General features: G+C 66.7%; 17 protein-coding genes. 9 read left to right on the top strand and 8 right to left on the bottom strand.

Annotation, left to right across the window (positions count from 1 at the left end; all coding sequences use genetic code 11):
* Positions 1-58: 58 nt before the first annotated feature.
* Positions 59-916 (bottom strand): phosphoserine phosphatase SerB, encoded by an 858-nt coding sequence (serB, locus tag AC3WOB_RS09770; protein WP_492274835.1) that lies wholly within the window; start codon positions 914-916, stop codon positions 59-61.
* 22 nt (positions 917-938) lie between these two features.
* Positions 939-4,421: a transcription-repair coupling factor gene (gene mfd / locus AC3WOB_RS09765; RefSeq protein WP_492274834.1), complete on the bottom strand. Its 3,483-nt coding sequence runs from the start codon at positions 4,419-4,421 to the stop codon at positions 939-941.
* Between the two features lie 29 nt (positions 4,422-4,450).
* On the opposite strand from mfd, the gene ispD reads away from it, so the two are divergent.
* The 3 genes from ispD to AC3WOB_RS09750 all read left to right on the top strand — a co-directional run bounded on the left by ispD (position 4,451) and on the right by AC3WOB_RS09750 (position 7,857).
* Complete coding sequence (gene ispD / locus AC3WOB_RS09760) at positions 4,451-5,134, top strand: 2-C-methyl-D-erythritol 4-phosphate cytidylyltransferase (RefSeq protein ID WP_013392157.1); 684 nt, start codon at positions 4,451-4,453, stop codon at positions 5,132-5,134.
* Positions 5,131-5,622, top strand: a complete 492-nt coding sequence (ispF, locus tag AC3WOB_RS09755; RefSeq protein WP_013392158.1) for a 2-C-methyl-D-erythritol 2,4-cyclodiphosphate synthase — start codon at positions 5,131-5,133, stop codon at positions 5,620-5,622. Before ispD ends, ispF begins: the two co-directional genes overlap by 4 nt.
* A gap of 144 nt (positions 5,623-5,766) precedes the next feature.
* Positions 5,767-7,857 carry a DUF4344 domain-containing metallopeptidase gene (locus AC3WOB_RS09750; protein ID WP_492274833.1) on the top strand — a complete coding sequence of 697 codons (2,091 nt, stop codon included), beginning with the start codon at positions 5,767-5,769 and terminating at the stop codon, positions 7,855-7,857.
* 75 nt (positions 7,858-7,932) lie between these two features.
* On the opposite strand, the gene AC3WOB_RS09745 is transcribed toward AC3WOB_RS09750, so the two are convergent.
* The 4 genes from AC3WOB_RS09745 to risA form a co-directional block, all read right to left on the bottom strand.
* The gene (locus AC3WOB_RS09745) at positions 7,933-8,451 is read right to left on the bottom strand and encodes a carboxymuconolactone decarboxylase family protein (protein WP_013392160.1); all 519 of its coding nucleotides are present in this window, start codon (positions 8,449-8,451) and stop codon (positions 7,933-7,935) included.
* A gap of 74 nt (positions 8,452-8,525) precedes the next feature.
* The gene (locus AC3WOB_RS09740; RefSeq protein ID WP_006389231.1) at positions 8,526-9,074 is read right to left on the bottom strand and encodes a peroxiredoxin; all 549 of its coding nucleotides are present in this window, start codon (positions 9,072-9,074) and stop codon (positions 8,526-8,528) included.
* 56 nt (positions 9,075-9,130) lie between these two features.
* The gene (risS, locus tag AC3WOB_RS09735) at positions 9,131-10,525 is read right to left on the bottom strand and encodes a sensor histidine kinase RisS (RefSeq protein ID WP_013392161.1); all 1,395 of its coding nucleotides are present in this window, start codon (positions 10,523-10,525) and stop codon (positions 9,131-9,133) included.
* 34 nt (positions 10,526-10,559) lie between these two features.
* Entirely contained in the window at positions 10,560-11,294 is a 735-nt protein-coding gene (risA, locus tag AC3WOB_RS09730; RefSeq protein ID WP_013392162.1) for a response regulator transcription factor RisA, read from the bottom strand.
* Between the two features lie 142 nt (positions 11,295-11,436).
* Here risA and AC3WOB_RS09725 point away from each other — a divergent pair, with 142 nt between their 5' ends.
* Both AC3WOB_RS09725 and AC3WOB_RS09720 read left to right on the top strand, forming a co-directional pair.
* Complete coding sequence (locus tag AC3WOB_RS09725) at positions 11,437-12,690, top strand: bifunctional tRNA (adenosine(37)-N6)-threonylcarbamoyltransferase complex dimerization subunit type 1 TsaB/ribosomal protein alanine acetyltransferase RimI (RefSeq protein WP_013392163.1); 1,254 nt, start codon at positions 11,437-11,439, stop codon at positions 12,688-12,690.
* Positions 12,687-13,688, top strand: a complete 1,002-nt coding sequence (locus tag AC3WOB_RS09720) for a uracil-DNA glycosylase (protein WP_492274832.1) — start codon at positions 12,687-12,689, stop codon at positions 13,686-13,688. The genes AC3WOB_RS09725 and AC3WOB_RS09720 overlap by 4 nt, the downstream gene beginning before the upstream one ends.
* Before the next feature lie 79 nt (positions 13,689-13,767).
* Here AC3WOB_RS09720 and lplT read toward each other — a convergent pair whose 3' ends face one another.
* Positions 13,768-15,081 carry a lysophospholipid transporter LplT gene (lplT, locus tag AC3WOB_RS09715; RefSeq protein ID WP_013392165.1) on the bottom strand — a complete coding sequence of 438 codons (1,314 nt, stop codon included), beginning with the start codon at positions 15,079-15,081 and terminating at the stop codon, positions 13,768-13,770.
* A 298-nt stretch (positions 15,082-15,379) separates the two neighbouring features.
* On the opposite strand from lplT, the gene smc reads away from it, so the two are divergent.
* Genes smc through ligA form a run of 3 tightly spaced genes read left to right on the top strand, consistent with a single transcriptional unit; the run spans position 15,380 to position 22,148 of the window.
* Positions 15,380-18,913 (top strand): chromosome segregation protein SMC, encoded by a 3,534-nt coding sequence (smc, locus tag AC3WOB_RS09710; protein WP_013392166.1) that lies wholly within the window; start codon positions 15,380-15,382, stop codon positions 18,911-18,913.
* Between the two features lie 46 nt (positions 18,914-18,959).
* Positions 18,960-20,039: a cell division protein ZipA C-terminal FtsZ-binding domain-containing protein gene (locus AC3WOB_RS09705; RefSeq protein WP_013392167.1), complete on the top strand. Its 1,080-nt coding sequence runs from the start codon at positions 18,960-18,962 to the stop codon at positions 20,037-20,039.
* The gene (gene ligA, locus AC3WOB_RS09700) at positions 20,040-22,148 is read left to right on the top strand and encodes an NAD-dependent DNA ligase LigA (RefSeq protein ID WP_492274831.1); all 2,109 of its coding nucleotides are present in this window, start codon (positions 20,040-20,042) and stop codon (positions 22,146-22,148) included. It begins immediately after the preceding gene.
* 24 nt (positions 22,149-22,172) lie between these two features.
* Here the strand turns inward: ligA and AC3WOB_RS09695 are convergent, their stop codons facing one another.
* Complete coding sequence (locus AC3WOB_RS09695) at positions 22,173-22,967, bottom strand: IclR family transcriptional regulator domain-containing protein (RefSeq protein WP_492274830.1); 795 nt, start codon at positions 22,965-22,967, stop codon at positions 22,173-22,175.
* Positions 22,968-23,116: 149 nt separating this feature from the next.
* Between AC3WOB_RS09695 and AC3WOB_RS09690 the strand changes: the two genes are divergently transcribed.
* Positions 23,117-24,097: a tripartite tricarboxylate transporter substrate binding protein gene (locus AC3WOB_RS09690; RefSeq protein WP_492274829.1), complete on the top strand. Its 981-nt coding sequence runs from the start codon at positions 23,117-23,119 to the stop codon at positions 24,095-24,097.
* The last annotated feature ends 21 nt before the right edge of the window (positions 24,098-24,118 follow it).

The raw sequence follows: 24,118 nt of genomic DNA, 5'->3' as shown, positions 1-24,118 counted from the left end.
ACCGCGAGGTGGCTTTTTTCATGTCTGGGTCCGGGGGCTGGCGCCCGGTGTGGTCTGATCAGCTTTCGAACCAGTTCAGCACCCCATCCAGTCCCGACACATTGAGCGCGTAGCGCGTCTGCTGACGGACCAGCGGCTTGGCGTGGTAGGCGACCGGGAAGCCGGCGATGCCCAGCATCTTCAGGTCGTTGGCGCCGTCGCCCATGGCGATGATCTGATCCTGGGAGGCGCCGTGCTGGCGGGCGAACTCGCGCAGATGGGCTTCCTTGGCGTCGGCGTCCAGGATGTCCCCCAACACCTTGCCGGTCAACACGCCGTTGGCGATTTCCAGGGTGTTGGCGTGCGCGCTGTCCAGATTCAGGCGTTGGCGCAGGCGTTCGGTGAAGAAGGTGAAGCCGCCGGAGACCAGCAGGACCTTGATGCCGGCGACCTGGGCCGTGGTGATCAGGCGCTCGGCGCCGGGATTCAGGCGCAGCTTATCCGTGTAGACCTGTTCCAGGGCGTCGGCTGGCACGCCTTCGAGCAGGGCGACGCGGCGGCGCAGGCTTTCCGAGAAGTCCTTGATTTCGCCGCGCATGGCGGCCTCGGTGATTTCGGAGACCTTGTCCTTCAGGCCCGCTACGCCGGCGATCTCGTCGATGCATTCGATGTTGATCAGCGTGGAGTCCATGTCCATGGCCAGCACCTTGCAGGCCGACAGCTTCAGGCCCGCGGGCAGGAAGGCGGAGTCGACGCCATGGCGCTCGGCCCAAGCGACGACTTCGGCGCGGGTGGTCTCGTCGTGCTGCACGTCGAGCAGGCGGGCGGCGGTGGCGCTGATGCGCGCCACGCCTTGCGCCTGGGCCAGGGCCGCCAGCTGTTCCGCGTGTTCCACGGTCAGGCCGGGGGATTGGACGACAAGGTGATGGGTAGTCATAAAAATCAGTGTGGTTGGACGGTTACTTCAGGGCGCGCAGCACGGCGCGGACGGCGTCGGCGCGGGCCGGGATCTGCGCGGCCTTGATCTCAACCCGCAATTTATCCTGTCCCGCCAGTTTGATGTGGCGTTGGCGCTGCACCAGTTCGATGATCTTGGCCGGATCGACCGAGGTCTTGGGGCCGAATTGCAGCAGCGCCTGGGTTTCGCTGGCGTCGATCTTGACGATGCCCAGGGGCTGGGCGGCCAGGCGCAGGCGGTGCGTGGCCAGCAGCGTCTGCGCGGCCTCGGGCAGCTTGCCGAAGCGGTCGATCAGTTCTTCCTGGATGTGGATCAGGTCGTCTTCGTCCGCGGCGTGCGCCAGGCGCTTGTAAATGCCCAGGCGGGCATGGACATCGGCGCAATAGTCGGACGGCAGCAGCGCCGGGGCGTGCAGGTTGACTTCGCAGGCCAGGTTGAAGGGGGCATCCAGGTCGGGTTCTTCGCCGGCGCGCAGTGCGCGGACGGCTTCGTTGAGCATCTCGTTGTACATCGAGAAACCCACTTCCTGGATGTTGCCCGACTGCGAATCGCCCAGCACCTCGCCCGTGCCCCGGATCTCCAGGTCGTGCATGGCCAGATAGAAGCCTGAGCCCAGCTCTTCCATGGCCTGGATGGCTTCCAGGCGCTTCTTGGCGTTGTTGGTGATGGCGTCTTCGCCCGGCGTCAGCAAGTAGGCATAGGCCTGGTGATGGGAGCGCCCGACCCGGCCGCGCAACTGGTGCAGCTGGGCCAGCCCGAAGCGGTCCGCCCGGTGGATCACGATGGTGTTGGCGCTGGGCACGTCGATGCCGGTTTCGATGATGGTGGTGCACAACAGCACGTTGTAGCGCTGCTGATAGAAGCCCTTCATCACCTGTTCCAGCTCGCGCTCGGGCATCTGGCCGTGCGCCACCGCGATGCGGGCCTCGGGCACCAGTTCTTCCAGTCGGGCGCGGCGGTTGTGGATGGTCTCGACTTCGTTGTGCAGGAAGTAGCACTGGCCGCCGCGCTTGAGTTCGCGCAAGAGCGCTTCGCGCAGGGTGCTGCCGTCTTCGCGCCGCACGAAAGTCTTGATGGCCAGGCGCTTCTGCGGCGCGGTGGCGATGACGGAGAAGTCGCGTATGCCTTCCAGCGACATGCCCAGCGTGCGCGGGATGGGCGTGGCGGTCAGGGTCAGCACGTCGACCTCGGCCCGCAGCGCCTTCAGCGCTTCCTTCTGGCGCACGCCGAAGCGGTGTTCCTCGTCGATGATGACCAGGCCCAGGCGCTTGAACTTCACGTCCTTGGACAGGATCTTGTGGGTGCCGATGACGATGTCCACGCGGCCGTCGTTGATGCCTTCGACGGCGGCGGACACTTCCTTGGCCGAGCGGAAGCGCGACAGCTCCACCACCTTCACGGGCCAGTCGGCGAAGCGGTCGGAGAAGGTCTGGGCGTGCTGCTCGGCCAGCAGCGTGGTGGGGCAGAGCAGGGCGACCTGCTTGCCGTTGGCCACGGCCAGGAAGGCGGCGCGCAGGGCGACCTCGGTCTTGCCGAAGCCCACGTCGCCGCAGACCAGGCGGTCCATGGGGCGGCCGGAGGTCATGTCGGCGATGACGGCTTCGATGGCGGCGGCCTGGTCGACCGTTTCTTCAAAGCCGAAGCCTTCGGCGAAAGCCTGGTAGTCGTTGAGCGGCAGATTGAAGGCGTAGCCCTCGCGCGCGGCGCGCTGGGCATACAGGGCCAGCAGTTCGGCCGCGGTGTCGCGGACCTGGCGGGCGGCCTTGCGGCGCGCCTTGTCCCATTGGCCGGAGCCCAGCTGGTGCAGGGGCGCGGCCTCCGGATCGGCGCCGCTGTAGCGGGCGATCACGTGCAGCTGCGACACCGGCACGTACAGGGTGCTGCCGTTGGCGTATTCGAGATGGAGGAATTCCATCCCGCCTTCGCCCATGTCCATGTTGACCAGGCCGTGGTAGCGGCCGATGCCGTGCTGCGCATGAACCACGGGGTCGCCCGCGCGCAGCTCGGACAGGTCGCGCACCATGGCTTCGACGTTGCTGGCGCGTTCCTGGTCGCGCTTGCCGCGGCGGCCGGTGGTGGCCAGGCCGGGGTACAGGTCGTTTTCGGTGAGGAAGGCCAGATTGGCCTGGGGCAGTCCGAAGCCGGTGGACAGCGGCGCGGCGACGATGCCGAAATGGGCGTCCGAGGCCAGGAAGGCTTCGATGCTGTCGGGCTGCGCGTCCGGGGTGACGCCGAACTCGTTCAGCATCTGCACCAGGGTCTCGCGCCGGCCGGCGGAGTCGGCGCACAGCAGCACGCGCGTCTGGCCGCCTTGCACCAGCGCGCGCAGCTTGGCGATGGGATCCTCGGAGCGGCGCGCCACGCTCACGTCGGGCGCGGCGCGGAAGTCGGGGTGCGGCTGGCCGGCAGTGAGCGACAGCCGGCGGAAGTCCTTCAGCCGGGCGTAGAGCGTCTCGTTGTCCAGGAACAGCTCGGGCGGCGGCAGCACCGGCCGTTCGCGGTCGCTTTTCAGGAAGCCGTAGCGGCTCGAAGTGTCCTGGTTGAAGCGCTGGATGGTGTCGTCGATGTCGCCCACGGTGACGGTGACCGTGCCTTGTGTCAGGTAGTCGAACAGGGTCGCCGTTTCTTCGAAGAAGAGCGGCAGGTAGTACTCGACGCCGGCGAACGGGATGCCGTTGCCGATGTCCTTGTAGGGCAGGGCGCGCGACGGATCGCCCTCGAAGACCTCGCGGAAGCGCGCCCGGAAACGGTTGCGCGCGTCCTCGTCCATGGGGAACTCGCGGCCGGGCAGGAGCTGCACTTCGCGCACCGGATACAAGCTGCGCTGCGTGTCCACATCGAAGCTGCGGATGGTCTCGATTTCGTCGTCGAACAGGTCCAGGCGGTAGGGCACTACCGAACCCATGGGGAACAGGTCGATCAGTCCGCCGCGCAGGCAGAACTCGCCCGGCGCGGTCACCTGGGTGACATGGTTGTAGTTGGCCAGCGTCAACTGGGCGCGCAGCGCGGCTTCGTTGAGCTTGTCCTTCTGCTTGAAGGAAAAGGTGTAGGCCGCCAGGAACGAGGGCGGCGCCAGCCGGTACAGCGCGGTGGTGACCGGCACCGTCAGCACGTCCACCGACTTCGTCATCAGTGAGTGCAGCGTGTGCAGGCGCTCCGAAATCAGGTCCTGGTGCGGCGAGAAGGCGTCGTAGGGCAGCGTTTCCCAGTCGGGCAGCTGGCGCACCCGCAGGTCCGGGGCGAACAGCTGGATTTCCTCGGCCAGGCGCTGGGCCTCGACGGGCTCGGCCGTCAGGATCACCAGCGGCGCCGATGCTTGCCGCGCCAGGTCCGCCAGCAGCCAGGCGTCGCCGGAGCCCGGCGGGCGCGGCTGGGCATAGCGCGCGCCGGCCTTCAGCGCGGACAGGGTAGGGGCCGTCGCGGGGACGGGAGGCGCGGCTGGGGCGGAGGTAGAGGGGGCGGGCATCAGGCTGGAAGCAGGCATCAAGCGGAAGATTATAAAATCACCGCACCATGTCTGCCTCTCTCATTGCAATCGTGCCCGCTGCGGGCGTAGGGGCCCGCGCCAGCCGGCCCGGGCATGAAACCGTGCCCAAGCAATACCGTCCGCTGGCCGGACAGCCCATGCTGCGCCACGCGGTATGTGCGCTGCTGGCCGACGAGCGCATCTCGCAGGTGCGCGTGGCCGTGACGCCCGGCGACGGCTGGGTGGATGCGGCCCTGGCCGGCCTGCCGCGCACCGTGTGGCGAGCCTGCGGTGGGGCGACCCGCGCGGATACCGTGGCCGGCGCGCTGGCCGACAGCGGCGTGGCCGACGACGCCTGGGTGCTGGTGCACGACGCCGCGCGCCCCGGCTTGCCGATGGCTGCCCTGGGCCGGCTGATCGACGCCTGCCTGGCTGATCCCGTGGGCGGCCTGTTGGCGCTGCCCGTGGCGGACACCGTCAAGGGCGGCCATGAGCGCGTAGAGCGCACGTTGGACCGCAATGGCCTGTGGCTGGCGCAGACCCCGCAGATGTTCCGAGCCGGCGTGCTGCGCGATGCGCTGACGGCAGCTTCCGTGAGCGGCGCGGCGGTCACCGACGAGGCCTCGGCCATCGAGGCGGCCGGCTACGCACCACTGCTGGTACCCGGCGCCATGCGCAATTTCAAGGTGACATGGCCGGACGATTTCGAACTGATGGAAAAATGGCTATGAGTATTCCTTTCCGCGTCGGCCAGGGTTTCGACGTGCATGCGCTGGTCGAGGGCCGTCCGCTGATCATCGGCGGCGTCACGATTCCCCACTCGCATGGCCTGCTTGGGCATTCGGATGCGGACGTGCTGTTGCACGCCATTACCGATGCGTTGCTGGGCGCCGCCGGCCTGGGCGACATCGGCCGCCACTTTCCGGATACCGATCCGGCCTTCAAGGGCGCAGACAGCCGCGTGCTGCTGCGCGAGGCCATGGCGCGCGTGCGCGCCGCGGGCTGGGAACCGGTGAACATCGACGCCACGCTGCACGCGCAGGCGCCCAAGATCGGTCCGCACGCGCCGGCCATGGTGAAGAACATCGCCGCCGACACCGGCCTGGCCGAAACCGAGGTCAACATCAAGGCCAAGACCAATGAGGGCCTGGGCTACCTGGGTCGCAAGGAAGGCATTGCGGCGACGGTAGTGGCCTTGCTGGCGCGTGCGGCTTCCTAGTTTGCGCGAGGGCTCCGCGCAACACGACCGAAGGCGCTTTTCCGCTGCTCATTTAGTTTGGATACATCTTTAACAAATGAATAAGCGGGTCGAATTGATCTGGCATATTCTGCGCTACTTCAATTCGACTACTGAGACATTCGGATGCATTTACGTGGCATCGCCCTGGCTTCCATCTTCAGCGCGGTAAGCCTGCCCGCGCATGCGCAGTACGAGCAGCAGCTGGGCCCGCTGGCCGGCGCGGTCAAGCAGCAGATGCTGGAGGGCTGGACCGCTGGCGTGCAGGATGGCTGGTTCACCCTGCACAATGCGAACAAGGCCGACAGCGAACAGACCCTGTACATGAATGTCGGGCCGGCGCCGGAATCGGGCCGGGTGACCGACGTCAATGTGGTCGTCAAGTCTCCGAATCCGAAAGCGTCCATCGGCGTGGCGCTGAGCAACCGCGCCAACAAGAGCCTGTGCCTGCTCGAACTCACGGCCGACAAGAACACGCTGCTGTTCTGTCTGCAGGGCCAGAATCGCCGCGACATCGCGTCGCTGCCCAACATAGCGAAGCTGGACGGTACCGACCGCATCAGAGTGGTCGAACTGCCCGGCGCGGCCCGTTTCATCGTGAACGGCCAGCAGATCGGCGATGTCAGCAATGAGCCCGCCACGGGCGCCGAGCTGGGCATCATGGCCTACGACGTAGGCACCTTCGGCGTTGCCGACTTCAAGATCACGATGACAGGCGGCCAATCCGGCGCGGCGCCGGCGGCCGGCACCTTGCCCGCGCGCGGCGGCAACGCAGGCGGGGGCACGGCGCAAAAACCCCAGGCGCCGGCTCCGGCCGCTGGACAGGGCGGCGGCGACTACAACCCGGCCTTGCCGGGGGAAGGCCCCTATCCGCGTTTTGGCGGCGACACCATGCGCATCGTGTCGGTGTACATCGGCATCATGCGCAGCATCTTCATGCACGAGTTCGGGCACGCGCTGATCGGCGAGCTGGAGCTGCCCTCGACGGGGGCGGAAGAGGACGCGGTCGACATCTACTCGGCGCTGCAGATCGTCGAGCCGACCATGTATCCGTCGGACAACAAGGAAGTGAACACGATGGCGCAGGACGCGGCGAAGTACGCGGCCTTGCAGTGGTACTACAGCGGCAAGGTGGCCGAACGCAGGGGGGCCGACGCCTCCTCGGCCTGGCAAGACGAGCACACTGGCGACCTGAAGCGCTTTCGCAACATGCTCTGCATCATGTACGGCGGCAACCCTGCCGTGTTCGAGTCCATTGCCAAACACGTCGGGCTGGAGGACCGGACCCGGGCGCGTTGCGCGGATGAATTCAACAAGCAGAATCGCGCCTGGAACAAGATCCTGGCGCCTCACACACGCGTGGGCACCTGGACGCCCGAAGGCCAGCAGCCGGTGAATGCGCCCGGTGCGCCGGTGAAGGTGGTGTTCCAGCCGTCCAAGCGCAAGATCGGCAACTTGTTTGCGAACAATCTGTCCGAAGCGATCTCGAACAACATCAAGCTGCTGGGCGAACGCTACGTGCTGCCGCGCCCGATCAACGTGGTGTTCAAGGACTGCGGCCAGCTCAATGCCTGGTACAGCCCGCGCGAAGGCTCGATCACCATGTGCTATGAACTGATCGAAAACATCGCGGTGATGATTTCCGACATCGAGATGGGCACCGTGGGCGGCGAGGTCGCGGCCCAGGGCGGCGGCGCCCCAGGCTCGGCCGCGCCGCGTCAGCAGCCAGCGGCAGCGCCGGGGCAGGGCCTGCCTGCCAGCGCCATCGACGAACTGAAAGACTTTGGCGTGCCTGCCACGACCATGCTGTTCACCGCGCCGTACAAGGGTCCGACGCCTAACAAGATCTACCGCGCCCAGGTGATCACGACCGCCGATCTGGTCGGGATGATCAAGAAAGACAAGAATCTCCTGATCGTCGACACCAGCGGGCTGCGCGACACGGTGCCCATCGGCTATCCGCTGGCGGATGCGGGTTCGGATGGCAGCGTCACGGATCACCTGCAACAAGGCTTCGACGCTTGGCTGTTGAAGAACAACGGCGGCGATCGCAAGGCGCCCGTCGTGATCCTGGGCGCGGGCATGAACGATCGTTCCGCCTACAACGCGGCGCTGCGCGCCGGCACGCTGGGCTGGACCGTGTACTGGTACCGCGGCGGCGTCGAGGCCTGGGCCGCGAACGGCCTGCCCACCACGTCGAGCATGCCGAAGAAATAAGCGATCGACGGTCCTGCATAACAAAAACCCGCCTGCGCATGTATCGCAGGCGGGTTTTTTATTGCGCGAGGCTGTTTACTTGCCTTGGGCAGCCAGCGCCAGGGCGGCGGCGTTGACCACGGCGGCGATGCGGCCGGCGTCACGCAGCTGTTCGGTCGACAGGCCGTCGTTCTTCAGGTTCTCGTAGTGCGAAGCCACGCAGAAATGGCACTTGCCGATGATGGAGGCCACCAGCGCGAACAGCTCGAAGCGCTTTTTGTCCACGCCGCCGTGGGTGGCGTAGGCGTTCATGCGCAGTTGGGCCGGCAGGCTCTTCAATTGGGCGTCGCCGGTCATTTCGACGTAGGGATACCAGGTGTTGTTCATGCCCATGAGGGCCGAGGCCGTCAGCGCGGCGTTGGCGTCGCCTTCCGACAGGCCGCTCTTGAAGGCTTCGACCAGCACCGGGCTGCGCGCGGCGTAGGCGGCGGACAGGGCGGCGCCGACGGCATCTTCGGGAGCCAGGGTCGAACGGGCGATCACGGCGTCCAGATTCAGGCGGATATCCTTGGCCCAATCCGGCAGTTGTTCCTTAATGGTCGTAAGAAATTCCATAGCTTTTACCTATAATCTAGAGCAGTTAAAGCCCAGCGCAGGACCCGCTAGCGGGTCCCGGGCCGGGCTGGAAATTACAGCGTAGCGCCGCCAACCGTACGGTTGCACGGGCACAGCTCGTCGGTTTGCAGACCGTCGAGCAGACGCAGAACTTCTTCCGGGTTACGGCCGACGTTCAGGTTGTTCACCGAAACGTGCTGGATCGTGTTGTCCGGATCAACGATGAAGGTGGCGCGCAGGGCAACGCCAGCACCCTTTTCACGCACGCCCAGCTGGTCGATCAGGGCGCCGGTGGTGTCGCCGAATTGGTAGTGACCCAGCTTGTTCAGGTCCGGGTGCTCACGGCGCCAAGCCAGCTTGACGAATTCGTTGTCGCTCGAACCGCCCAGCAGGACGGCGTCGCGGTCTTCGAAATCCTTGGCCAGCTTGTTGAAGCCGACGATTTCGGTCGGGCAAACAAACGTGAAGTCTTTCGGGTAGAAGTAGATGACCTTCCACTTGCCGGGGAACGAGCTTTCGGTGATGTCTTCAAACGCCGACACGCCGTTTTCTTCGTGCTGGTTGAAGCCGGGCTTGACGCCGGTGACCTTGAAGGGTTCGAGTTTGTCGCCAACAGTTTTCATGTTTACTCCCAGTTGTTGGTGGAATTAAGGCTGTGCCTCAAACCATAAATTCTACGCTATGGATTATCGTTGTCTAATTGATAATTCCTAAACTTCGCTTTGGGCAACTCTATCCTTGCGGTCAGGCCGCCGCCTTCGCGGGGCAGCATCCGCAGTGAGCCGCCCACGTGCTTGAGCAGGCGTTCGACGATGGCCAGGCCCAGTCCCGCGCCGCTGACGCCGGTGCGTGCCGCCTCGCCGCGCGAGAACGGCCGCAGCAGGCGATCGACGTCCTCGGGGGCGATGCCGGGACCGCGGTCGGATACCTCGATCGCGATCATGGAGCCTTCAGCTTGCAGTGTCATGACGAGATGCGCCATGCCGTCGCTGGAACGGCCGTAGCGGCGGGCGTTCTCGATCAGATTGCTGACCACGCGCTTGAGGTCCAGCGCCGTGATGCGGGCGCGCAGGCCAGGTTCAAGCGTGGCGTCCAGCTCTCCGCCCAGCGATGCGGTATGGCTGCGTTCACGTTCGTAGAGTTCCGCCAGCACCGCGGAGATGTCCGTGGCCAGTTGCGGCAGCGTGCCGGCGGGGCGCGCGTACTCCATCAATTGGCCGATGCTGTGGTCGATCTGGCCCAGATCTTCGTCGATGGCCTGGCGGGCGTCCTCGGACACCCCGCTCAGCTCGATTTCCAGCCGCATGCGCGCCAGCGGCGTGCGCAGATCGTGCGAGATCCCCGCCAGCATCAGTTCGCGGTCGGCCTCGGCCTGCCTCAGGTCCTTGGCCATGCGGTTGAACGAGGCGTTCAGGTCGCGGATCTCCAGCGGCCCCTGTTCCGGCAGGGGCGCGGGGTTTTCGCCCCGCGACAGCACCTGGGCGGCCCGGGCCAGCCGCGACAGCGGCCGGTTGACGAAGCCCACGCTGACCGCGGCTCCCACCAGGGACAGCAGCAGCGCCGTGGCGCCCCAGCCCAGCCATTCGATCCCGCCCGTCAGGCCGATCTGCTCGCGCTCGAACACCAGCCAGTAGAGGTCTTTTTCTATCTGGAAACTGACCCAGAAGCCGGGCACCTGGTTGACGCCCCAGGCGATCTGCGTTTCCGGGCCGAAGCGCGTGCGGATGTGCTGGGCAACGCGTTGCCAGTAATCGTCGTCGGGGAGGGCTTCGGCGAAGTCGGTGACCTCGCGCGGATAGACCTGGATGCCTTCGTTGGTGGCCAGGTCCAGCAGGAGCTTGCTGCGTTCGTCGTTATGCGAATAGATCAGCGCGGTGCGCGTGATATTGACGGCCGTGATCACCCGCTGCGCCATTTGATTGGCGCGCGGTCCCAGCTCCATGCTGAAAAATACTTGTAGCCACGCGCCCAGGGAGACGAGCATCAGCGCGGCGAGCAACAGGAACGTGCGGCCGAACAAGCCGAGCCGCAAACGTGATGTCAGGTTCCTGAAGGTTCTGCGCAAGCGGGGCACGAGGCTGCGCTCCTGCCCGGGGCGGGCGAGTCGGTCAGCTACCACCGTCCGGCACAAACACGTATCCGAGACCCCAGACGGTCTGGATGAATACGGGCTTGGACGGGTTCGGCTCGATCAGCTTGCGCAGGCGCGAGATTTGCACGTCCAGGCTGCGATCGAAGGCTTCGTATTCGCGGCCGCGCGCCAGTTCCATGAGCTTGTCGCGCGACAGCGGGATCTTGGGATGGCGGGCGAACACCTTCAGCACCGAGAATTCGCCGGTGGTGATCGGCACCTGTTCGCCGTTGCGCGTGAGCGTGCGGGTGGACAGGTTCAGCGTGTAGGGGCCGAAGGCGATGGATTCGTTTTCCTGGCTGGGGGCGCCGGGATGTTCCTCGGTGCCGCGGCGGCGCAGGATCGCGTTGATCCGCGCCAGCAGTTCCCGGGGATTGAACGGCTTGGACAGGTAATCGTCCGCGCCCATTTCCAGGCCGACGATGCGGTCGATTTCTTCCGCCTTGGCCGTCAGCATGATGATGGGGGTATTGTCGTGACCACCGCGCAGCCGGCGACAGATGGACAGGCCATCTTCCCCGGGCAGCATCAGATCCAGCACGAGCAGGTCGAAATGCTCGCGTTGCCAGAGTTTGCCCATCTCTTTGGCGTCTTCGGCAACGAAAACGTTGAATCCCTGCTCGGATAAATACCGACGCAGCAAATCGCGCAAGCGCGGATCATCGTCGACGACGAGGATTTTTCGGGTGGGAGTGGTGTTTTGCGTATTCATGGCCGGAAATGTAACAGTGGCGAGAACCAGCGGCTAGTGGGCGTTCACAAGATATTACACATTGCGAACCATGGTTGAAATCCCCCCGGCATCAGCCTGATAACCGGGGGCGGACTCACGGTATTTCGTACAATCTGCATCTATGGAACTAAACCTGCTGGCTTTGGAAACCTCTTCGTCCCGTTGCGGCGTGGCCCTGTTGCGGGCGGTCGATGGCCGCCTGGAGGTCAGCGTCAGGGAGCATGAAGGTTCCCAGGAGCACGCGGAACGGCTCTTGCCCATGGCCAACGAGCTGCTGGCGGAGTCCGGACTGGCGCCTGCCGCCTTGCATGCGGTGGCTTTTGGCCAGGGTCCGGGCGGATTCACCGGCCTGCGGGTGGCCTGCGGAGTGGCTCAAGGCATGGGCCTGGGCCTGGGCATCCCGGTACTTCCCATTGTCTCTCATCAGGCGGTCGCCGCACAGGTGGAGGCGACGCCGGCGGATGCGATCGTGGTGGCGCTGGATGCCCGCATGAACGAAGTCTATCTGGCCGTCTACCGCCAGGCGGGCGTTGCGGACGGTGAAATCTCGTGGGAAGTCCTGCAGGCGCCCCTGCTTATCGCCGCGGCCGAAGTCGTGCCCTGGACTGCCCATCATCTGCCGGCCTGGTCGGCCGCTGCGGGCCAGCCGCTGGAACTGCTGCTGGCTGGCGACGCATGGGATGCCTACGCGTCCGACATGGAGCATCCCGCAGAGTGGCGCCGCGCGGACAGCGCGCGGCGGCCAGAAGCGGCTAGCGTCGCCCGTCTGGCGCGGCAGGGCTGGATGCGGGGCGAGGCCGTGGCGCCCGAGCTGGCCGCGCCGCTCTATGTGCGCGACAAGGTGGCGTTCACCACCGCCGAGCGCATGCGCGGGGAGGGCGGCAATCCCAAGGCCCAGCCGTCGTTGGCGCCCTGGGTGCCCCAGCCGATGACCGATGCCGATCTGGACGAGGTCGTGGCGCTGGAGGCGCACGTGCAGGCCTTTCCCTGGACCCGCGGCAATTTCGCTGATGCCCTGGCGGCCGGCTATGGCGCCTGGGTGCTGCGGCGCGAAGGCAAGCTGGCGGGGTTCTGCGTCCTCATGTTCGCGCCCGACGTGGCGCACCTGCTGGTGATCGCCGTGGCCAAGCCGCTGCACCGCCAGGGCCTGGGCGGCGTGCTGCTCGGCTGGTGCGAGCAGCAGGCGCGTGAACGCGGCATGGAGGGTGTGCTGTTGGAAGTGCGCCCGTCCAACGAGTCGGCCATCAATTTCTACAAGCGGCACGGGTATTTGCAGATCGGCGTGCGGCGGGGCTATTACCCGGCCGAAAAAGGCGGCAGGGAAGACGCCCTGGTCATGCAGAAGCGTTTCGCGACGGACGGAGCGGCGGCATGAGCCAGCCCACAGCAGCGTCGCCATCGGCCGCGCCCCGCGTCAACCCGCTGCAGCGCATCTGGCTGCGCGAGATCGGCATGGAGCGGCTGTGGCTGCGCCCGGCGCCCGCGCCTAGTCGGCCCGCAGTTGAACCGCAAGTCCCTGTTTCCAAGGAAGTTTTGACGGAACGTGCGCAGGCGCCCGCGGTCGGGTCGCCGCCGTTTGCGCCGCCATCCGCCGAGGCGCCAATGCCGGCAGCAGCTGCACCGGCCGCCGCGGCGCCAGTTTCTGAAGCGCCCGCTCCCGCAGCATCGGCTCCCGCCGCGCCTGCTTCCGGCCGTCCCGGCATACCGGCTTCGATCCTGAACCGCAGCGGCCCGCCGCCGCGTCCTGTGCCCAAGGCGGCGGAGGAGGCTGCGCCGCCGCCACCGGTACCCGTGGCCGAAGCGATCCGCAATGCCACGCTGGAAGAAATGCACGACCAGGTCGTCGCCTGCGCTGCCTGTGGCCTGTGCAAGGGCCGCCGCAACGCGGTCTTCGGCCATGGCGGCCAGCCCACGCGCTGGCTGGTGGTGGGCGAAGCGCCCGGCGAGCAAGAGGACCGGCAAGGGCAGCCCTTCGTGGGCCGCTCGGGCCAGTTGCTGGACGCCATGCTGTCGTCGGTGTCCATGAGCCGCGAGCGCGACGTGTTCATTACCAACGTCATCAAGTGCCGCCCGCCCGGCAACCGCAATCCCAAGCCGGAGGAAATCGCGGCTTGCAGCCCCTACCTGATGCGCCAGATCGCGCTGCTCAAGCCTGAGCGGATCCTGGTGCTGGGCCGTTTCGCCGCCCAGACGCTGCTCGGCACGGACGCCACGATAGGCAGCCTGCGCGGCCGCATCCATCAGTTGAAGACGGACGAGGGGGTGGAGATTCCGGTGGTCGTCAGCTACCACCCGGCCTACCTGCTGCGCAGTCCCAGCGAGAAGGCGCGCGCCTGGCAGGACCTGCGCCTGGCGGTGGCGCGGCTGAGCTGAGCCCGGCGCACTGAAAGGCGGACAACGAAAAACCGGGCCTCGGCCCGGTTTTTCGTTGCTGCGGAACCGCTGCGCCGACCTAGTGCGAGGAATCCAGCGCGCGGCCGTGGCCTTCCTGGCCGATCTGGTCGTGCAGTTCGGGGTTGGCCTGCAGGTTGCGCTTGCTCCAGCGCATGAAGACCACCATCAGCACGGCGACCACGGTGCCGAAGATCACGATGATGATGTTGATGGGCAACTGCAGCCACAGCAGCAGCGTGTACATGGCGACCATCAGCAGGATGTTGAGCTGTTCGTTGAAGTTCTGCACGGCGATGGAATGGCCGGCCGACAGCAGCACGTGGCCGCGATGCTGCAGCAGCGCATTCATCGGCACCACGAAGAAGCCGGCCAGGCCGCCCGTGATCAGCAGCAGCAGGTAGACGCTCCAGGGCGAGTAGACCAGCGGCATCAGCAGCACCACCAGGCCCATCGCGGCGCCGACCGGCAGCACGGCCAGCGCGCGCCGCAGCGGAATGCGGCCCGCCAGGATGGAGCCGACCACCGTGCCCAGCGCAGCCACGCCCATCAGCATCGAGGCCTTGTCCAGTTGGTATCCCAGGTGGCTGCGGCCCCATTCGATGACGATCAGCTGCAGGGTGGCGCCGGCGCCCCAGAACAGGGTGGTGACGGCCAGCGAGATCTGCCCCAGCTTGTCTTTCCAGAGCACACAGACATAACCCCAGAACGTGCGGATGAGCCGCACCGGGTTCTTCTGCTGCGGCGGGTAGCGCACGTGGGTATGCGGAATCAGCAGGTTGCACAGCGCCGCCAGCAGGTAGACGAAGGCGATGACCAGGATCGCGGCCTCGGCCGGGGTGTGGACCAGCTTGCCGATGAAGGAATGGCTGAGCAGGGCGCTGGAGACAGAGGACGAAATCAGCACGCCGCCCAGCACCGTGCCCAGGATGATGGAGAAGACCGTCAGGCCCTCGATCCAGCTATTGCCCTTGACCAGCATGGTCGGGGGCAGCATTTCGGTGACGATTCCGTACTTGGCGGGGGAATAGGCCGCGGCGCCGATGCCGACAATGGCGTATGCCGCGCAGATCAGGTAGGTCTGGTACTGGGGGGCGACGCCGATGCTGGCATACGAGAACATCAGCATGCAGCCGACCACCTTCAGCGCGTTGGTGGAGAACATCACGCGGCCCTTGGGGAAGGAATCCGCCAGCGCCCCGACGAAGGCGGCCAGGACCACATAGGCCAGCGCGAATGACCACTTCATCATGGGCGCCATCCAGTCCGGCCCATGCAGCTCCTGTATCAAGGCGATGGCTGCAATGAACAGCGCGTTGTCCGCCAATGACGAGAAGGCCTGCGCGGCCATGACCAGATAGAAACCACGTTTCAAGAATGTCCCCGTTCTCAGGCCTGGCCCCGGCCAGTCCGCGTGAAAATTTATGTGTCGCGCAAAAAAGTGTCAGGGAGTATAGCCGGACCTCAGGTGGCGGCCATTGAGCGTTTGCCCGCGGGTTGACCGCCGGCAAGCCTCAGGGACAACTCGTCTTGACCCTTGCTGACGTTTGGGGACAGACTGCCTGCGGTATCATACGACCCATGTGTAAGCCGGCCCTCCAGGGGCCGGTTTGCAATCTGTGCGGCAGGTCCGTTAACGCCTTTCGTTCAACCCACCCCGTCGTCATCGTATTGTGCGTCTTACTCAGCTAAAACTCGCCGGCTTCAAGTCCTTCGTCGATCCCACCGTGATTCCCGTGCCCAGCCAACTGGTGGGTGTGGTGGGTCCCAATGGCTGCGGAAAATCGAACATCATTGATGCCGTGCGCTGGGTGCTGGGCGAGGCCAAGGCCTCGGAACTGCGCGGCGAGTCCATGCAGGACGTCATTTTCAACGGCTCCGGCAACCGCAAGCCGGCGGCGCGGGCCTCGGTGGAAATGGTGTTCGACAACAGCGAGGGGCGCGCCGCCGGCCAGTGGAGCACCTACGCGGAAATCGCGGTGCGCCGCGTGCTGACCCGCGACGGCACCAGCAGCTACTTCGTCAACAACCAGCAGGTCCGCCGCCGCGACATCCACGACATCTTCCTGGGCACCGGCCTGGGCGCCCGCGGCTACGCCATCATCGGCCAGGGCATGATCAACCGCCTGATCGAGGCGCGCCCCGAAGAACTGCGGGTGTTCCTGGAAGAGGCGGCCGGGGTGTCGCGCTACAAGGAACGGCGCCGCGAGACCGAAAACCGCCTGTCCGACACGCGCGAGAACCTGACCCGCGTCGAAGACATCCTGCGCGAACTCAACAGCCAGCTGGAAAAGCTGGAGGCGCAGGCCGAAGTGGCCACGCGCTACCGCGAGCTCCAGGCCGACGGTGAAAAGAAGCAGCACGCGCTGTGGTTCCTGAAGGAAACCGGGGCGCGCGAAGAACGCGCCAAGAAGGCCCAGGAGATGGCGCAGGCCCAGAACGAGCTGGAAGCCGCCATCGCCGGCCTGCGGGCGGGCGAAGCTGCGCTGGAGTCCCGCCGCCAGGCCCATTACGCCGCCAGCGACGCGGTGCATACCGCCCAGGGCGGGCTGTACGAGGCCAACGCGCAGGTCAGCCGCCTGGAAGCCGAAATCCGCCACGTGGTCGATTCCCGCAACCGCCTGCAGGCGCGCCGCGACCAGCTGCAGCAGCAGATCGGCGAGTGGACCGCCCAGCGCGAACATTGCACCGAACAGATCGCCCAGGCCGAGGAAGACCTGGCCGCGGGCGCCGCCCGCACCGAAGAGGCGCGGGCCAAGGCCGAGGACGCCCAGGCCGCGCTGCCGGCCGTGGAGCAGCGGGTGCGCGAAGCCGCCTCGGGGCGCGACGAGATGCGCGCCGCGCTGGCCCGCGTCGAACAGAATCTGGCCCTGGTGGCCCAGTCGCAGCGCGACGCCGACCGCCAGATGCAGGCGCTGGACCAGCGCCGCGAGCGCCTGCAGCAGGAATTGCGTGAACTGCACAGCCCTGATCCGGTGCGCCTGGAGCAACTGGCCGGCGACCGTGTCGCCGGCGAGGACCAGCTCGAGGAAGCCCAGGAAGCGCTGGCCACCCTGGAAGGCCGCGTGCCGGAAGCGGATGCCGAGCGCAGCCGCGCCCAGGCCGCCGCCCAGACCGACGTGCAGAACCTGGCGCGCCTGGAGGCCCGCCTGTCGGCCCTGGTGAAGCTGCAGGAAGACGTGCAGAAGCAGGGGGCGCTGGAACCCTGGCTGGCCAAGCATGAGCTGGCCGGGCTGTCGCGCCTGTGGCAGAAGCTGCACATCGAACCCGGTTGGGAAACCGCCCTGGAAGCCGCCCTGCGCGAGCGCATGGCCTCCATGGAAGTGCGCAACCTGGATTGGGCCCGCGCCTTCGCCGAGGATGCGCCGCCAGCCCGTCTGGCCTTCTACCAGTTGCCGGTCGCGGCGCCGGCGCCCGCCGCGCCTGCCGGCCTGACGTCCTTGGCCAGCCTGCTGCGCATCACCGATCCCGACCTGCGCACACTACTCAACGAGTGGCTGGGCGGCATCTACACGGCCACCGACGTGACCCAGGCCCTGGCCATGCGCGCCAGTCTGCCCGCGGGCGGTGCCTGCGTGGTCAAGGCCGGCCACCTGGTCGACGCCCACAGCGTGCGCTTCTACGCGCCGGATTCCGAGCAGGCCGGCCTGTTGGCGCGCCAGCAGGAAATCGAGAACCTGCAGCGCGAGATCAAGGCGCAGCAGCTGATTGCCGACCAGGCGCGCGCCGCGGTCGCCCGCGCCGAAGTCGCCTGGCAGCAGGTGTCCCAGGCCATTGCCCCGGCGCGCCAGCGCGTGGCGGAAGTCACTCGCCGGGTGCATGACATCCAGCTGGAGCACTCGCGCCTGCAGCAGCAGGCCGAGCAATCCGGCGAGCGCGCCTCGCGACTGCGCCAGGACCTGGAAGAAATCAAGGTCCAGGAAGAGGACCTGCGCGCTGCCCGCGAAGAGGCCGAGGCCCGCTTCGAGGCTCTGGACGAAGAGCTGGCCGAACACCAATCCCGTTTCGCCGATGCCGAGATCGACGGCGAAACCCTGGCGGCCCAGGCCGAAGCGGCCCGCGCCGGCCTGCGCGAACTCGAACGCGCCGCCCAGGAAGCCGAATTCGCCGAACGCGGCATCCAGGTCCGCATCACCGACCTGCAGCGCAACCAGCAATTGGCCGCCGACCAGAGCCAACGCGGCAGCGTCGAATTGGAGCAGTTGCTGGTGGACCTGGCCGAGCTGGACGCCTCGGCCTCCCAAGCCGGCCTGCAGGACGCCCTGGAAGCGCGCGCCGAGCGCGAGGAAGCGCTGTCGCGCGCGCGCCAGGAACTCGAAAACCTGGCGGCCCTGCTGCGCGGCGCGGACGAAGACCGCCTGCAGCAGGAACAGACGCTGGAACCGCGGCGCGCCCGCATCATGGAATTGCAGTTGCAGGAACAGGCCGCCCGCCTGGCCGAGGAGCAGTTCACCGAACAGCTGAATGCGCGCGAAGTCGACCGCGAGGCATTGGCCCAGGACCTGGCCAACCAGTCCGACGAATGGCGCCGCGCCAGCTGGCTGCAGTCCGAAGTGGGCCGCATTTCGCGCCAGATCGAATCCCTGGGCTCGGTCAACCTGGCCGCGCTGGACGAATTGAACACCTCGCGCGAGCGCAAGGGCTTCCTGGATTCGCAAAACCAGGACCTGATGAGCGCCATCGAGACCCTCGAGGACGCCATCCGCAAGATCGACCGCGAGACGCGCGAGCTGTTGCAAGAGACCTTCAACGTCGTCAACGGCCACTTCGGCGAGCTGTTCCCCAAGCTGTTCGGCGGCGGCGAGGCCAAGCTGAGCATGACGGGCGAGGAAATCCTCGACGCCGGCGTGCAGGTCATGGCCCAGCCTCCGGGCAAGCGCAACAGCACCATCCACCTGCTGTCCGGCGGCGAAAAGGCCCTGACCGCGACCGCCCTGGTGTTCGCGCTGTTCAAGCTCAACCCCGCGCCGTTCTGCCTGCTGGACGAGGTGGACGCGCCGCTGGACGACGCCAACACGGAACGCTACGCGAATCTGGTCGCCAACATGAGCGAGCAGACCCAGTTCCTGTTCATCTCGCACAACAAGATCGCGATGCAGATGGCCAAGCAACTGATCGGTGTAACCATGCAAGAGCAAGGGGTTTCGCGTATCGTTGCGGTAGACATAGACTCGGCCGTCCAGATGATGGCCTCCGAAGCGGCATAAACCCAATATTCAGAAGGGCGTCGGGGTTTCGGCGCGGGATTTATACATGAGTGATTTGCAGATCGGGCTGATAGCCCTGGGCGTATTGCTGATACTGCTGGTGCTGGGATTCAACTGGTGGCAGGACCGGCGTGTCCGGCGCAAGATGCAGACCCATTTCCCCTCCACCGAACAGGATCCGCTGTTGGGGGCGGGCGCGGCAACCGGCGCTGCGTCGGCTGCGGGCGCCGCGGCGGCGCGCCGCGAACCCGGCATGGGCGGCGAGACCCCTCGTGCCCAGCCCGGCCAGCCGGCGCCGGTCGATCCCGGCAGCGATGCCGACGATACCGAAGAACCCGATCCCGCCTGCGAAGTGGTCATCGAGATCAACTTCGCCGACACCGTGCGCGGCGCCGACTTGCTGCCCTACATGCAAAGCCTGCGCCACGTCGGCCGCAAGCCCATGCGCGTGTTCGCGGAAACCGACCAGCGCCGCCACCGTGCGCGTGTCCATGCCGGCGAATCCTATGCGTCCATGCAACTGGCCGTGCTGCTGGCCAACCGCAGCGGTCCGCTGACCGCCATCGAATGGTCCCAAGCCTGGGCCCGCGCCCAGGACATGGCCGAGCGCTTCGACGCCACCATTGAAGGTCCGGACCAGCAGGCCGTTCTGGAGCAAGGCGCCCGCCTGGACGACACCTGCGCCGCCCTGGATACCCAGGTCGGCCTGACCTTGTTGCTGGGCACGGCCCAACCCGCCGCCGAAGTGCTGTCGGTGGCGCGCGACCTCGGTTTCGTCTCGGACGGCAGCCGCCTGGCCTGGCCGGCGGAAAATGGCGTGGCCCGCTTCACCCTGGCGCGCGGCGACGGCGCGGCGTTCGATGCCGGCATGGGCGGAATCGAACGCCTGTACCTGCTGCTGGACGTGCCCTGCAGCCCGGCGGACGAGCGCGCTTTCGGCCGCATGGTCGATGTGGGCCGCGACCTGGCTGCCCGCCTGCGCGCGGACCTGGTCGACGATCAGGGCAAGCCGCTGGCCGATGGTTCGGAAACGGTCATCGACGAGCGCCTCCAGGTGCTGTTCGGCCAGCTTGAACAAGCGGGCCTGCCCGCCGGCAGCGAGCGCGCCCTAAGGGTGTTTGCGTAAATGAACAGCACGTCTGGCGGTGAAAGCGCGGCGCAGGCCGCGGCGCGCTTGCGCGCCGAAATCGAACAGCACAACGTTCGCTATTACGTCTACGACGAACCGTCGATCTCGGATGCCGAGTACGACGGACTGATGCGCGAACTGCAGGCCCTGGAGGCCGAGCATCCGGAACTGGTGACGCCGGAGTCGCCCACGCAGCGCGTGGGCGCGGCGCCCGTCTCCGCCTTTGGCAGCGTGCGCCACATGGTGCCGATGCTGTCGCTGGGCAACGCCTTCGACGAAGAGGACGTGGCGGCTTTCGACCGCCGCGTCACCGACACGCTGCGCGGCGCGGGCCTGCTGGGTCCGGCGCAGCAAGCCGATTACTTCTGCGAACTCAAGCTGGACGGGCTGGCGATCAGCCTGCGCTACGAGGATGGCCGCCTGGTGCAGGCCGCCACCCGCGGCGACGGCCAGACCGGCGAGGACGTTACCTCGAATATCCGCACCATCAAGGCGATTCCGCTGCAGCTCAAGGGGACGTTCCCCAAGGTGCTGGAAGTCCGCGGCGAAGTCCTGATGAACCGCGCCGATTTCGAAAAACTGAACCAGGCCCAGGCCAAGCGCGACGAAAAAGTCTTCGTCAATCCGCGCAATGCTGCCGCGGGCAGCCTGCGCCAGCTGGATCCGCGCATCACCGCCAAGCGGCCGCTGCGCTTCTTCGCCTATGGCTGGGGCGAGGTACAGGGCTTGGCGGGCACGCAAGGCGGCCTGTTCGCCGAAGCGTCGGCGGGTGCGGCCGAGGCCTCGCAATTGCCCGAGAAATCCCATGGCGCCATGCTGGACTGGCTGGCCTCGCTGGGCCTGCCGGTCAACGTCAAGCACAACCACCGCGCCAGCGGCGCCGAGGGCCTGATGGCCTTCTACGCAAAGGTCGGCAAGCTGCGGCCCGAGCTGCCCTACGACATCGACGGCGTGGTCTACAAGGTGGACTCGCTGCCGGCGCAAAAGGTGCTGGGCTTCGTGGCGCGTGCGCCGCGCTTTGCGCTGGCGCACAAGTTCGCCGCCGAAGAGGCCACTACCACCTTGCTCGATATCGAGGTGCAGGTGGGCCGCACCGGCGCCATCACGCCGGTCGCGCGCCTGAAGCCGGTGTTCGTGGGCGGGGTCACCGTCACCAACGCCACGCTGCACAACGAAGACGAGATCCGCCGCAAGGACGTGCGCATCGGCGATACGGTCATCGTGCGCCGCGCGGGCGACGTGATTCCCGAAGTGTTGGGCCCGGTGCTGGAAAAGCGGCCGGACGACGCGCGCGAATTCGTCATGCCCACGGCCTGTCCGATTTGCGGCTCCGCCATCGAACGCCTGGAAGACGAGACCATCGCGCGCTGCACCGGTGGCCTGTTCTGCGGCGCGCAGCGCAAGCAGACGCTCTGGCATGCCGCCAGCCGCAAGGCGCTGGATATCGAAGGCCTGGGCGAGAAGCTGGTGGACCAACTGGTCGACAGCGGCCGGGTCAAGACCCTGGCTGACCTGTACAGCCTGCGCCCGCTGGAGTTGGTGGGGCTGGACCGCATGGGCCAGAAGTCCGCCGACAACCTGGTGGCCGCCATCGACAAGGCGCGCGCGCCGGCCTTGAACCGCCTGCTGTACGCGCTGGGCATCCGCCACGTGGGCGAAACCACGGCGCGCGACGTGGCGCGCCATTTCGGCAGCATCGACGCCATCATGGACGCCGATGAGGACGCCTTGTCCTCCGTGCCCGATGTGGGTCCGGTGGTGGCGGCCTCGATTCGCCGCTTCTTCGCCGAGCAGCACAACCGCGACGTGATCGAACAGCTCAAGGCGCAGGGCGTGAATCCCGTGGCCGAGGCGGCGCCGCAAGCGACCACCCTGGCCGGCAAGACCTTCGTGCTGACCGGCACCCTGCCCAACTGGACGCGCGAAGAAGCCTCGATGCGCATCCAGGCCGCCGGCGGCAAGGTCAGCGGTTCGGTGTCCAAGAAGACGGCCTATCTGGTGGCCGGCGAAGATTCCGGCAGCAAGCTCGCCAAGGCGCAGGAATTGGGCGTGGCGGTGCTGGACGAAGACGCACTGAAAGCCTTGCTGGGCGAGCAGGGCGGCTGAGGCCGTCCGGCCGCCAGATCCAGATTAGATCGTGCTGCGCGGCATCATGTCGCGGATGGTGGCGGCTGCGTGTTGCAGGGCGGGCAGATGCTGGCGCTTCAACTCGTCTGGCGAGCGCGATCCAAGCACCATGCTGACGCTCAAGCCCGCCACGGCCTTGCCCTCGTGGTTGTACAGCGGCACGGCCACGCCCGCGAAACCGTCCACCAATTCGCTGACCGAAATGCAGTAGCCGTCCTGGCGCACCTGCCGGATCAGCTTGCGCAGGGCGCTGCGCGACACCGTCGTGTAGGGCGTCAGGCGCTTGAGGTCCGCGTTTTCCAGATACTCGTCGAGCGCTTCGTCATCCAGCGTGGATAGCAGCGTGCGGCCCAGCGAATGGGCGTAGGCGGGCAGGCGGCTGCCTACCGACAGGTCCAGCTTGAGCAGCTTGGGGCCTTCCTCGCGCGCCAGGAATACGACGTGTTGCCGGTCCAGCACGCCCAGCGAGCAGGTTTCGCCCACGGTCTGCGCGACTTCGCGCATGGTCGCGCGGGTCAGCTTGGGCAGGCTGAGCGAAGCGAAATAGGCGTATCCCAGGTCCATGACCTTGGGCGTGGGCGAGAAATCCCTGCCGTCCTGGCGCACATAGCCCAGCTTTTCCAGCGTCAGCAGGATGCGCCGCGATGCCGCGCGCGTCACGTCCAGCTGTTCGGCAGCTTCCTGCACGGTCACGCTGGCCACGCCCGTGGCGTAGATCTGCAGCAATTGCAGGCCGTTGGCCAGGCTGTCCAGAAACTCCTCTTTCCTTTCTTTCGGTTCCGGCAATGTCGTGTCCATGTATCGGCGGTCTTGTCGTTGGAGGCTCGATTGTAGTTTGACATCCGCGGCAATCTCCATAAAATGCGAATTAGCGAACAATTGTTCGTTAATTAGATGGGTCGGCCAGGGCACCCGCCCGGTACGTCCCGCAACAACGGAGACATGCCATGTGCAGGAGACTATTGAGCGCCTTGGGCGCATACGCCCTGGCGGCGGGGGTGGCGGCCACTTCCGCCGCCAGCGCGGCCGAGGCCTATCCCAGCAAGCCCATTCGCTTCGTGGTGCCCGCCGCGGCTGGCGGTCCTACTGAAATCGTCACCCGGCTGCTGGCTGAACGCATGACCCAGAGCATGGGCGTGTCGGTCATCGTCGAGGCCAAGCCCGGAGCGGGCGGCAACATCGGCGCGGACGCCGTGGCCAAGTCGGCCCCGGACGGCTACACCATCCTGATGGGCACGATAGGCACCAACGCCATCAACCAGACCCTGTACAAGTCCATGCCGTTCCAGCCGCTGAAGGACTTCGCGGCGGTAACGCAGGTCGTGTCGTATCCGCTGGTCGTGGTGGTCAACCCCAAGCTGCCCATCTACTCGGTGGCGGACCTGATCGCCTACGCCAAAGCCAACCCCGGCAAGCTCAACCGCGCCTCGGGCGGCAGCGGCACTTCCATGCACATGTCCGGCGAGCTATTCAACGAGATGGCGGGCGTGCAGATGCAGCACATCCCTTACAAGGGCAGCCTGCCCGCGCTCACCGACGTGATCGGCGGGCAGGCCGACCTGGCCTTCGACAGCCTGGTCATCGCCCAGCCCCTGATCAAGGCCGGCAAGCTGCGCGCCATCGCCGTGACCGGTCCGCAGCGTTCCCCGGCCGCGCCCGACGTGCCGACCGTGGCCGAAACCCTGCCTGGCTACGCCATGACGTCCTGGATAGGCGTGTTCGCGCCCGCCGGCACGCCGCGTCCCATCGTCGAACGCCTGCAGCAGGAAATCGCCCGGGCGCTGGCTGATCCCCGCGTGCGCGAGCAATTGGTCTCGCAGGCCGCCGACCCTGTAGCCAGCAAGCCCGACGACTTCGCCCGCTTCACCGCCGACGAAACCGAGAAGTGGGCGCCCGTGGTCAAGGCTTCCGGCGCATCGGTTTCCTGAATCCCCAAAGAGGAGTGACAC

It is taken from the genome of Achromobacter sp. FW305-C-30-7 (assembly GCF_058783105.1).
The sequence above is the reverse complement of the archived record's forward strand: the minus strand, read 5'-3'. Positions and strand labels throughout refer to the sequence as shown.